Annotated in this window: 10 protein-coding genes; 2 read left to right on the plus strand and 8 right to left on the minus strand. The window is 69.3% G+C overall.

What is annotated here, in order from left to right; genetic code table 11:
- Nucleotides 1-57 precede the first annotated feature (57 nt).
- From N1027_RS15065 to N1027_RS15100, 8 genes are all read right to left on the minus strand, one after another.
- A complete protein-coding gene (locus tag N1027_RS15065; RefSeq protein WP_259508947.1) occupies nt 58-1,074 on the minus strand; it encodes a 5-oxoprolinase subunit C family protein in 1,017 nt (338 codons plus the stop codon).
- Entirely contained in the window at nt 1,064-1,846 is a 783-nt protein-coding gene (locus tag N1027_RS15070) for a 5-oxoprolinase subunit B family protein (protein WP_259508948.1), read from the minus strand. The genes N1027_RS15065 and N1027_RS15070 overlap by 11 nt, the downstream gene beginning before the upstream one ends.
- Entirely contained in the window at nt 1,843-2,613 is a 771-nt protein-coding gene (locus N1027_RS15075; protein WP_259508949.1) for a LamB/YcsF family protein, read from the minus strand. The genes N1027_RS15070 and N1027_RS15075 overlap by 4 nt, the downstream gene beginning before the upstream one ends.
- Complete coding sequence (gene coaE, locus N1027_RS15080; RefSeq protein ID WP_259508950.1) at nt 2,610-3,224, minus strand: dephospho-CoA kinase; 615 nt, start codon at nt 3,222-3,224, stop codon at nt 2,610-2,612. The genes N1027_RS15075 and coaE overlap by 4 nt, the downstream gene beginning before the upstream one ends.
- Before the next feature lie 96 nt (nt 3,225-3,320).
- A complete protein-coding gene (gene rpsA / locus N1027_RS15085; protein WP_259508951.1) occupies nt 3,321-4,772 on the minus strand; it encodes a 30S ribosomal protein S1 in 1,452 nt (483 codons plus the stop codon).
- Nucleotides 4,773-4,947: 175 nt separating this feature from the next.
- Nucleotides 4,948-5,952, minus strand: coding sequence for an epimerase (locus N1027_RS15090; protein WP_259508952.1), 1,005 nt, complete (start codon nt 5,950-5,952; stop codon nt 4,948-4,950).
- Entirely contained in the window at nt 5,949-6,755 is an 807-nt protein-coding gene (locus N1027_RS15095; protein WP_259508953.1) for a DUF4166 domain-containing protein, read from the minus strand. Before N1027_RS15095 ends, N1027_RS15090 begins: the two co-directional genes overlap by 4 nt.
- A 7-nt stretch (nt 6,756-6,762) precedes the next feature.
- On the minus strand, nt 6,763-8,499 hold the full coding sequence (locus N1027_RS15100) for a DUF885 domain-containing protein (protein WP_259508954.1): 1,737 nt from the start codon (nt 8,497-8,499) through the stop codon (nt 6,763-6,765).
- Nucleotides 8,500-8,624: 125 nt separating this feature from the next.
- Here N1027_RS15100 and imuA' point away from each other — a divergent pair, with 125 nt between their 5' ends.
- Together imuA' and N1027_RS15110 are read left to right on the plus strand one after the other, a co-directional pair.
- A complete protein-coding gene (gene imuA', locus N1027_RS15105) occupies nt 8,625-9,329 on the plus strand; it encodes a DnaE2-dependent mutagenesis accessory factor ImuA' (protein WP_259508955.1) in 705 nt (234 codons plus the stop codon).
- Nucleotides 9,326-10,984, plus strand: a complete 1,659-nt coding sequence (locus tag N1027_RS15110) for a DNA polymerase Y family protein (protein ID WP_259508956.1) — start codon at nt 9,326-9,328, stop codon at nt 10,982-10,984. Before imuA' ends, N1027_RS15110 begins: the two co-directional genes overlap by 4 nt.
- Nucleotides 10,985-11,050 lie beyond the last annotated feature (66 nt).

Below are 11,050 nucleotides of genomic sequence, written 5' to 3' on the forward strand. Positions count from 1 at the left end.
GCAAATAGAGAGGACCGGCGCCCTATATGGGGTCGGTCCTCTCTATTTGCGTAAAAACTAGCAAGCCGCACGAAAACGAAGCACGTCGCCGGGACGCAGCTGGGCCGCGCGGTCCACCGAGGCCGTCGTGAGCACGCCGATCACGGGGTAACCGCCCGTCACGGGGTGGTCGCGCAGGAACACGACCGGCTGCCCGCTCGGCGGAATCTGCACCGCGCCCACGACCATGCCCTCGCTCGGCAGCTCACCGGCGTGATCCGGCGCCCGCTCGACCGCGGCGCCGTCGTCGCCGTCGGCGCCGTCCAGCCGCACACCCACGCGGTTCGAGTCGGTGCCGACCGTCCACCTCGCGTGCAGCAACATCCGCCAGCCCGCCTCGCCGAACCAGTCGTCGCGCGGGCCGCGGGTGATCGAGAGGATGGCCGGCCCGGTTCGCGGAAGCGGTGGCGGAATGAGTGTCGTCTCCGGCCAGTCGCCCGGCGCGCCCCGCTCGTCGCCGGCCAGACCGAGCACGTCACCCTGCTGCAGAGGTGCCGGACCGAGGCTGCTCAAAACGTCGGTGGAGCGGCTGCCGAGCACTCGTTCCCCCGCGAACCCGCCGCGCACCGCGAGGTAGGAGCGGAGACCCTCCTCAGGAGCTCCCAGAGCGATCGTGTCACCGGCGAACACGACGAACGACGTACCGGCCGGGTGCGGGATGCGCGACCTGGCCTCATTCGCGCGGGCGTCGGTCTCTTCGGCGCCGGCAGAGTGACGGCCCTTGCGCGCGAACTCCGTGACGGTGGCCACCGCCGAGGCGCCGGTCAGCGCGACGAGCAGGGTGCGTGATGCGCGCAATTCGAGACCCCCGAACACGGCCTCGATGGCTGCCGCGCCCGGTTCGTTGCCCACGAGGCGATTCGCCGCGGCGTAGGCACTGCGGTCGGCCGCGCCCGAGGTTGTCACGCCGAGGTGCGCGTATCCGGGCCGGCCGGCATCCTGCAGCAGGGCGAGCGGTCCAGTGGCCATCACCTCGAAGGCGGCGGCTGCCCCGCTTGCCTCGGGGGATCCGGCCTCCCACTCCTCAGCGTTCACGAACGAACCTCACCCGCGTGCCCGGCGCGAGCAGCGCAGGATCTGCGCGCTTCACATCCCACAGCACCGCATCCGTGCGCCCGATGAGGTGCCAACCGCCGGGCGACTCCCGCGGATACACCCCGCAATATCCCGCCGCCAACGCCACCGATCCCGCCGGCACCACAGCGCGCGGAGTGTTCCGCCGCGGCACCGTGAGACGGTCGTCTTCACCAGCGAGGTACGCGAACCCGGGGGCGAAACCGATGAACGCCGCCGTCCAGAGCTGGTCGAGGTGCGCCGCGATCACACTGTCGACGGATGCGCCGCTCAGCTCCGCGACGACGGCGAGATCGGGCCCGTCGTATCGCACGGGCAGCTCCACGATCGCGCCAGGGGCGTTCCCGCCCGCGTCGTCCCTTCCGATCCCGCCCGTTGGCGTGCCCGCGACGTCGCTGCGGCCCCTTGCTCCGTCGGCCCCGCGCCCCGCTCCTGCCGGGCGGTCATCGGCAGCGCCGATCGCTGCGGTGGCGGTTGCCGTGCTGGTCGCCCAGGACACGACCGCGCCGCGCGACAGGATTCCCTGGTCAAAGGCGACGAGCACCGTGACCGCCGCCGGCACCAGGTCTGTCACGCCGGCCGGCGTGGTCGCACGCAATCGGAGGTAGAGCTCGACGACGCCCCGCGCATCCGTCGGCTCGATGAGCACGGCCGACGAGCCGAGCGGGAGCACCCGTAGTCCGGCCGCGAACGCAGCAGCATCCGCAGGCCGCGGCGCCGCCCGCCCGGTCATCGCGACGACGACGCGAACGGCGCGATCGACAGACCCGAGGCTTCGAGAGCGTCGCGCACAGCTCGGGCGATGGCGACCGAGCCCGGTGAGTCGCCGTGCACGCAGATGGTCTCGGCCGAGAGGGCGATGTCGGTGCCGTCGATGGCCGTGACGACGCCCTCGGTCGCGAGCCGCAGCATCCGCTCGGCGATCTCGGCGGCATCGTGCAGCACTGCGCCCGCCTCAGTGCGAGACACGAGGGTGCCGTCGGGCCGGTAGGCGCGATCGGCGAACGCCTCGGGCACGAAGCGCAACCCCTCGGCCTCGGCGAGCCGACCCACCTCCGAGTCAGGAAGCCCGACGATCGCGAGCGACGGATCGATCGCGATCACCGCGTCGACCACGGCACCGGCCTGCCGCTCGTCGTGCACGATGCGGTTGTAGAGGGCGCCGTGCGGCTTCACGTAGAGCACGCGGGTTCCGGCGGCGGTCGCGAGACCCTGCAGCGCCCCGATCTGGTAGATGACGTCGGCGGTGAGGTCGGCGGCGGGCAGATCGAGATCGCGTCGCCCGAAGCCACGCAGGTCAGGGTACGACACCTGGGCACCGACCTCGGTGCGGCGAGCGGTGGCGAGCCGCAGCGTGTCCAGGATGCGCGTGGGGTCGCCCGCGTGGAAGCCGCACGCGACGTTCGCGCTCGTCACGAGGTCGAGCATCGCGCGGTCGTCGCCGAGGGTCCAGGCGCCGTACGACTCCCCCAGGTCGGCGTTCAGATCGATCACGGTCATGGCGTCACCCTCTTCTGCACGCTCTCCCACGCGGCGTCGACCTGCTCGAGCGTCTGGTCGAGGGTGCCGCTGGAATCGATGACCGTGTCGGCGATCGCCCGCCGTTCCTCGTCGGTGGCCTGCGACCGGATGCGCCGCTCGGCTTCGTCACGCGACATCCCGCGCAGCTCCACGAGCCGCGAGATCCGCATCTCCGCCGGCGACTCGACCACCACGACGTGCTCGAACAGACCGCCGCGGCGCCCGCCCGACTCCACCATGAGCGGCACGTCGTACACCACGACGGCATCCGGATCGACCGCCCGGGTGGCTTCGAGCCGCTGCTTCAGAAGCCGTGCGACCTCCGGATGCGTGATGCCGTTCAGATCGAGTCGAGCCTGCTCGTCGCCGAACACGACCGCGCCGAGCGCCGGCCGGTCGAGCGTGCCGTCGGCGGCGATCACGGAATCACCGAAGCGGTCACGGATGGCGGCGAGCCCGGGAGTGCCCGGTTCGACGGCCTCGCGCGCCAGCTGATCCGCGTCGAGCACCACGGCGCCGTGCTCCGCGAAGCGGCGCGCCACCGTCGACTTGCCTGCGGCGATACCCCCGGTGAGTCCGATCACGTACACGTGCTCATGCTATCGGGAGGTGCATCCGATCAATCGTCTTTAACGGCCGGATGGCCGCCCCCGAAGGGACGGCCATCCATGCGTGCTGCAGTGTGACTAGTTGTTCGAGCTGAGCTTCTCGCGGAGTGCCGCGAGGGTCTCGTCGTCGGCGAGGGTGCCGGCGCCGGTCGACTCGCTCGAGAACGAGTTCGAGCCCGAGGGGATGTCGCTCGAAGCGGCATCCGCGTTGGACGCGGCGACCTGCTTCTTGTGCGCTTCCCAGCGAGCCTGAGCCTCGGCGTACTCCTGCTCCCACTTCTCGCGCTGAGCGTCGAAGCCCTCTTTCCACTCGTTGGTCTCCGGGTCGAAGCCCTCGGGGTACTTGTAGTTCCCCTGGTCGTCGTACTCGGTGAGCATTCCATAGAGTGCGGGGTCGAACTCGGTGCCCTCGGGGTCGACGCCGTCGTTCGCCTGCTTCAGCGAGAGGCTGATGCGGCGACGCTCGAGGTCGATGTCGATGACCTTGACGAAGACCTCGTCGCCGACCGACACGACCTGCTCGGCGAGCTCGACGTGCTTGCCGGAGAGCTCGGAGATGTGCACCAGACCCTCGATGCCCTCGGCGACGCGGACGAACGCACCGAACGGCACCAGCTTGGTGACCTTTCCGGGCGCGACCTGGCCGATGGCGTGGGTACGGGCGAACACCTGCCACGGGTCTTCCTGAGTGGCCTTGAGCGAGAGCGACACGCGCTCACGGTCGAGGTCGACCTCGAGGATCTCGACGGTGACTTCCTGGCCCACCTCGACGACCTCGGAGGCGTGCTCGATGTGCTTCCAGGAGAGCTCGGAGACGTGAACCAGCCCGTCGACGCCACCCAGATCGACGAACGCACCGAAGTTGACGATCGACGAGACGACGCCCTTGCGGACCTGCCCCTTCTGGAGGTTGTTGAGGAAGGTGGTGCGGCTCTCGGACTGCGTCTGCTCGAGCAGGGCGCGGCGCGACAGAACGACGTTGTTGCGGTTCTTGTCGAGTTCGAGGATCTTCGCCTCGATCTCCTGACCCAGGTACGGGGTCAGGTCGCGCACGCGGCGGAGCTCGATGAGCGAAGCCGGGAGGAAGCCGCGGAGTCCGATGTCGACGATGAGGCCACCCTTGACGACCTCGATGACCGAACCGGTCACCACGCCGTCGGCGTCCTTGATCTTCTCCACGTCGCCCCACGCACGCTCGTACTGAGCACGCTTCTTGGAGAGGATGAGGCGGCCTTCTTTGTCTTCCTTCTGGAGGACGAGGGCCTCGACCAAGTCACCGACCTGAACGACCTCGGTCGGGTCGACATCGTGCTTGATGGAGAGTTCGCGCGAAGGGATGACGCCCTCCGTCTTGTAACCGACGTCGAGGAGAACCTCGTCGCGGTCGATCTTCACGACGGTGCCTTCGATGAGGTCTCCGTCGTTGAAGAATTTCAGAGTCTTTTCGACCGCGGCGAGAAAGTCTTCAGCAGATCCGATGTCATTGATGGCGACCTGCTTGGTTGCCTTTTCGGTCGTTGCGATTGTCATGTAGTAGTTGCTCCGTTATGGACATAGTTCGGGCCGGTTGCGAGATGTTCGATGTGTTGTGCACTCTGGGACGAGCGCAATTCCGCAACTGGCAGGGCGGATGATAGTCACAAGCGTGACGCTTTAGTCTAGCTTCGCGGCGCCGGATGCGGCAAGCCGCGTTCCCAGTGCCGTTTCATACAACACCCGGGAGCCTCCGAGCATTCCGCTCGTTCGATCTGCCGACGATGTCGGCGAGGGCGCCCTCGTGGTCTCGGAAGGCGAACTCGTAGCCGGCCGCCTCGAGTCGTTCGGGAACGACCCAGCGGCTCTTCAGCACCAACTCGGTCTCGGTGCGGATGGCGATCGAGCCGAGTTCGAGCATCCATCGCCAGGTCGGAAGGCCGAACCAGACGCCGACCGCGCGGCGCGCCGATGCCATGAAAGTGCGATTGTCGGTGGGGTTCGGGGCGGCGGCATTGACCGCCCCATCGATCTCGGGATGCGCGTCGAGAAATCGGATGATTCTGACCACGTCGTCGAGATGCACCCAGCTGAACTTCTGCCGCCCCCCGCTCGAGCCTCGCCGGAAGCGGTGATGTGTTCCGGCGGCGCGGCGCCCCGGGGTGGACGGCCAGTGCCCGTCGAACTGCGGCCCTCCGAAACCGGCACGGGCGAGCGCAAGGATCGGGGTGAGCGCACCGCCGTCGCCCAGCACGATCGCCATGCGCAGCGCGACCCGCCGGGTGCCCGGCAGTCCGCCGCGGAGGAACTCCTCTTCCCAACTGGTGGCGACGTTCACTGAGAAGCCCTCGCCGATCTCACCGGTCGACTCGGTCATTGCTCGGTCGTCGGCGTGCCGGTAGATGGTGGCGGTCGACGAGTTGATCCACAGGCGCGGCGGATGCGCGGCCACGGCGATCGCCTCGTGCAGCGCGCGGGTGGTCGCCAGCCGGGAGCGGAAGATCTCGGCGCGGTTCACGGGGCCGTAGCGGCAGTTGACGCTCTTGCCGGCCAGGTTGATCAGGAGGTCGGCGCCGTCGACCAGCGCGGCGATCGCGGCCGGGTCGTTCCACCGTGCATCGGGGCCGGCGCGACCGATCAACGCGACCTCGGCGCCTTCCTCGCGGAACGCATCCGCCAGCCGCGCGCCGATGAAGCCCGAGGCGCCGGCGATGACCACCCGACGGGGATCGGTCATCGGGGGCCCGCGTCGGCGTCTTCGACGTCTTCGGCGTCGTCGACGTCCTCTGCGGCTTCTGCGGTTTCTGCACCCTCCGACGTTTCTGCGGTTTCTACGGCGAAGCCGCTGCCCGCGGCGCCGTCGTCAGCCACCTCGTCGTCGACGCGTGTTTCGACTTCTGCCCGCAACTCGTAGGTGAAGGTGCCCGTGTATTCGTAGATGCGCCCGATCAGTGGGGCGTCGACGGTGACGGAGACGCGCTGGGCGCCCTCTCCCCCGCGAGCCGCATCGTCGAAGCGTTCGACCAGGGTCACGCGCGGGGCGAGCGCGGAGGGCACGGCGTAGTGCTGTCGCCCGATCCGCAGTTCGAGGCTCGTCGAAACGAGGTGGAGCTCACCGCGCACCACGGTGGTGGAGAGCCGCACCCGGAACCGGCGATCGAGGCCGAGATGATCGACCAGACCGTCGGCGCCAGGGTTCTCGGCGGTGATGGCATCGACCATCGTTCGCGCCCCACCCAGGAAGTGGAAGTGGCGCACCGCCACGACTGCGGTTCGCCCGTCGCGGTCGACCAGCGGGCCGTTCACGACGGTGAAGGGAACGTTCTGCTCCCAGACCGGGAAGAGGATTCCCTGTCGCGCCAACAGCGCCAGGGCAGGACGCAGCCAGAGGCGCGGCGTGCCGACGACGTCGAAGACGCCACTGCCGTGGCCACGCATTCCGGCGGGAATCGCACCGAAGTACGTGCGGAGCACCGGATGCAGGTCGTCGAGCGCCGAGCCCGAGGTGAGTTCGTAGGGAGAACGAGGAGACCGCACCACGCCGCAGCTACTTCAGCAGGGCCGAGCGCAGGGTGTCGAGCCCCACGCCGCCGAGGTCGAGAGCCCTGCGGTGGAACTCCTTCGACGAGAAGGCCTCCTTCTCGCGGGCGCGTAGGGTGTCGCGCAACTCTTCCCAGATGCGCTGGCCCACCTTGTACGAAGGAGCCTGGCCGGGCCAACCGAGGTAGCGGTTGACCTCGAAGCGGATGAACGCGTCATTCATGTTCACGTTCTGGCGCATGAACTCGAGGGCATACTCCGCATCCCACACCCCGGAGCCGGTGAGCCGCGGTTTCTGCAAGTGCACGCCGATGTCGAGCACGACGCGGGCGGCGCGCATCCGCTGACCGTCGAGCATGCCAAGGCGGTCGGCCGGGTCGTCGAGGTAGCCCAGCTCTTCCATCAGGCGCTCGGCGTAGAGCGCCCAACCTTCGGCGTGACCACTGGTTCCGGCGAGCTGGCGCCGCCAGGTGTTGAGCTTGGCACGGTTGTAGACGGCCTGGCCGATCTGCAGATGGTGACCGGGAACGCCCTCGTGGTAGACCGTGGTGAGTTCGCGCCAGGTGTCGAACTCGGTGACGCCGTCGGGCACCGACCACCACATGCGGCCGGGGCGCGAGAAGTCGTCGGTGGGGCCGGTGTAGTAGATGCCTCCCTCGTGGGTGGGCGCGATCATGCACTCGAGGGCGCGAATCTCATCAGGGATGTCGAAGTGCGTCTTTCCGAGTTCTTCGACCGCGCGGTCGCTGGTGGCCTGCATCCAGGCCTGCAGCGCATCCGTGCCCTGGAGCTTCCGGCTCGGATCGCTGTCGAGAAAAGCGATGGCCTCGGCGACGGATGCCCCGGGCTTGATCTCCGCGGCGATCGCCTCCTGCTCGCGCACCATGCGGCCGAGCTCCTCGATGCCCCACTCGTAGGTCTCGTCGAGATCGATCGTGGCGCCGAGGAAACGACGCGACTGCAGCGCGTAGAGCTCGCGACCCACCGCATCCTGGGTGCCGGCGACCGGCGCCAGCTCGTTCTCGAGGAACTGGGCGAGCTTCGAATAGGCCGAGGCGGCGGTCTGCGCAGCCCGCTCCAGGTCGGCGCGGAGACTCGCGGGCAGTTCGGTGGGGGCGCCACCCGAACCCGTCTCGGCCTCGATCTCCGTTTCGGCAATCACCCGGGCGCCCTGCGCGAACTCGGTGAAGAAGTTGTCGGGGCCCGAGTTCTTGCGCACCTGTGCGAGCACCTCGACCACCTGGCGGCGAGCCGGGACGGTGTCACGGCGCATGCCCTCGCGGAGAGTCACGATGTAGCCGTCGACCGCCTCCTCGACCGCGGAGAGCCGCTTCGCGACCACCGACCAGTCGTCGACCGTGGCGGTGGGCATGAGGTCGTAGACCTCGCGGAGGTGCTGGCTGGGCGAGTCGATCACATTCAGGTCGCGCAGCTGCAGGCCCGCCTCCGAGCTCGCCACGGCGAGTTCGAGTTCGCTGCGCAGATCGGTCTTGGTGACCTCGTCGACCTCGTCGACCGGCGTTGCAGCGTCGAGTTCGGCGAGCACCGACTTCACGGCGGCGATGTAGCGCTCGTGGCCCGCGGGTGAGAGGTCTCCGTAGCGGTCGTTCACCTCGGACCGGCCGATGTAGGTGCCGAGCACCGGTTCGAGCTCCACCACGGTGTCGACCCAGCGCTCGGCGATCGCATCGATCGCGGTCGGAGGTCGGGTGTCGGCGGGGGTCGGTACTGTCGTGCTGGTCATGTTTCGACCCTAGGGCACGGTGCCGACACCGGGCGATGAGCAGCCGAGGCTGTGGAGAGAATCCGATTCTCCACAGGCCGCATCACCGGATTGACTTATTCGAACATATATTCGAACATGAGGGCATGACGGATGCCGCGCTCACTCTCTCCTCCCCCGCTCCGGCGGGCGAGGAGATCCGTGCGCTCCAGTCGCGCATCCAGCAGATGCAAGCCACCAAGCTCGACACCCGGAGTGTGCGAACGCATCCGGCACTCGAGGCGTTGCTGCCCGGCGGCTCGCTGCGTTCCGGCGCGGCGTACTCGGTCGAGTCCTCCACCGCGCTGGTGATGGCGCTGATGGCCGGGCCCTCGGCCGACGGGGTCTGGTGCGGGGTCGTCGGGCTGCCCGATTTCGGGGTCGAGGCGGCGTCGCGCTTCGGCATCGACCTCGAGCGGCTCGCGCTCGTGCCGCATCCGGGCGAGGAGTGGCTCACCGTCACGGCGGCGATGGCCGACGTCGTGGGGGTGGTGGTGACCCGGGCGCCCAGCCGGGTCACCGATTCGGCCATTGCGCGGCTGCAGGCCCGCATCCGGCAGCGCGGAGTCACGTTGATCGTGCTGGGTGACTGGCCGCAGAGCGAGGCCTCGTTGCGCATAGCGGAGAGCTCATGGGCGGGCATCGGTGTGGGGCACGGGCATCTCGCCGAGCGGCAGGTGCTGGTCACTGCCACGGCACGGGTGGGCTCGGGCCGGCCTCGTCGTGCGCGACTGTGGCTGCCCGACCGGCACGAGTCGTTCCGGCCGGTGCTGGACGCCCGGCCCCGCCTCCTGCAGGGGGTGGGCGGATGATCGGGGTGCGGAGCGGAGCGGCACCAGTGCGCACGATGGTGGTCTGGTGCCCCGACTGGCCGGTGGTGGCGACCATCGGGGCCGAAGGTGTGTCGCCCGAGCGCAGCATCGCGGTGATCGAGAAGGGGCTGGTGCTCGCCTGCTCGGCTGCGGCGCGTGCCGACGGGGTGAAGCGGGGGCTCCGGCTCCGCGAGGCGCAGGCTCGGAGTCCGCAGTTGCTCGACTTCGCCTACGACCCGGTGCGGGTCGACCGCGCCTTCGAGCCGATGATCAGCGCGCTCGAAGAGATGAGTCCGAACGTGCAGATCGTGCGCGCGGGCAGCTGCGCCCTGGCCGTGCGCGGTGCGGCACGGTTCTACGGCGGTGAGCATGCAGCGGCTCTGGCCTTTCTCGAACGCTTCGCCGAGCTGGGGGTGACGGATGCCCGGGTGGGAGTGGCTGACGGGATGTTCGCGGCCGACCAGGCGGCCCGGCTGCCCGGCGTCGATCTGATCAGGATCGTGCCGGAGGGTGGTTCACCCGGGTTTCTGCGCGGTCTCCCCCTGCAGTTGCTCGACGAGCCCGAGTTGACGACGCTGCTGTGGCGGCTCGGCATCCGCTCGCTCGGCGATTTCGCCGAGCTGCCGGCGGCCGACGTGCGTTCCCGCTTCGGTGAGCCCGGTGCACGAGCCCACACCAGGGCGGCGGGACTCGACGGCAGTCAGGTGGTGCCGCGCATCCCACCCGAGGTGCGCGAGAGCCTCAGCGATTTCGAGCCCCCGCTCGACCGTATCGATCAGGTGGCCTTCGGAGTGCGAGCGGCGGCGGAGCGCTTCATCGGAGATCTGGCGGCCGCCCGCTTCGTCTGCACCGCGTTGCGGGTCGAACTCACGAGCGAACGCGGTGAACGACGAGATCGCAGCTGGCTGCACCCGCGGTGGTTCAGCGCCGGTGATGTGGTCGACCGGGTGCGCTGGCAGCTGCAGGGCGGCAGCACCATCGAGAGCGCGCTCTCGTCGCCGATCGCCCGGGTGCGCATCGTCGCCGAGGCCGTCGATCACAGTGCTCGGCACGAGACCGGGCTCTGGGGCAGTGGTTCCGAAGAGCGCATCCACCACGGCCTCTCCCGCGTGCAGAGCATCGTGGGGCACGAGGGAGTGCTGACGGCCTCGATCGGGGGCGGTCGATCGCCCCGTGAACGGCAGATCCTGGTGCCTTGGGGCGACCGCATCGAGCAGAAGTCCACTGCACCCAGCTCTCCGAAAAGCCGTGCCCGCGGTGGAAGAATGCCGAACCGCACGGCGGGTGTTGCGGGTGCCGGCGGTGCGCGGAGCGAAGAGCAGGCGCCCTGGCCGGGGAGCGTCCCGCCGCCGCTGCCCACCACGGTGTTCGAGCGGCCGCGGGCGGTACTGGTGCTGGCCGCTGGGCAGCAGGAGGTGGCGGTCACCGCCCGGGGTGCGCTGACGGCAGAACCCGCCCTCTTCTCCTCTGAAGCCGGTGGCCGTCAGCTGCGGCCGCTCGAAGCCTGGGCGGGTCCGTGGCCGGTGTACGAGCGCTGGTGGGATTCCGCGGCGCGGCGCCGTTTCGACCGCTTCCAGGTGGTCGACGCCGACGGCACCGCCTGGCTCCTCGCCCTCGAACGAGGCTCCTGGTATGCGGAGGCCCGCTATGACTGAGTTGTTGTTGGGTTCGCCGCCGCTGCTACTGCGGCGAACGGTGCGACGAGTTGCTCCCCCGCACCC

The organism is Herbiconiux aconitum (genome assembly GCF_024979235.1).
GTDB classification, from domain to species: domain Bacteria; phylum Actinomycetota; class Actinomycetes; order Actinomycetales; family Microbacteriaceae; genus Herbiconiux; species Herbiconiux aconitum.

Coding starts and splice junctions, on each gene's coding strand:
- N1027_RS15110 (WP_259508956.1), top strand. CDS start 9,326: ATGATCGGGGTGCGGAGCGGAGCGGCACCAGTGCGCACGATGGTGGTC.
- N1027_RS15070 (WP_259508948.1), bottom strand. CDS start 1,846: ATGACCGGGCGGGCGGCGCCGCGGCCTGCGGATGCTGCTGCGTTCGCG.
- N1027_RS15090 (WP_259508952.1), bottom strand. CDS start 5,952: ATGACCGATCCCCGTCGGGTGGTCATCGCCGGCGCCTCGGGCTTCATC.
- rpsA (WP_259508951.1), bottom strand. CDS start 4,772: ATGACAATCGCAACGACCGAAAAGGCAACCAAGCAGGTCGCCATCAAT.
- N1027_RS15100 (WP_259508954.1), bottom strand. CDS start 8,499: ATGACCAGCACGACAGTACCGACCCCCGCCGACACCCGACCTCCGACC.
- N1027_RS15075 (WP_259508949.1), bottom strand. CDS start 2,613: ATGACCGTGATCGATCTGAACGCCGACCTGGGGGAGTCGTACGGCGCC.
- imuA' (WP_259508955.1), top strand. CDS start 8,625: ATGACGGATGCCGCGCTCACTCTCTCCTCCCCCGCTCCGGCGGGCGAG.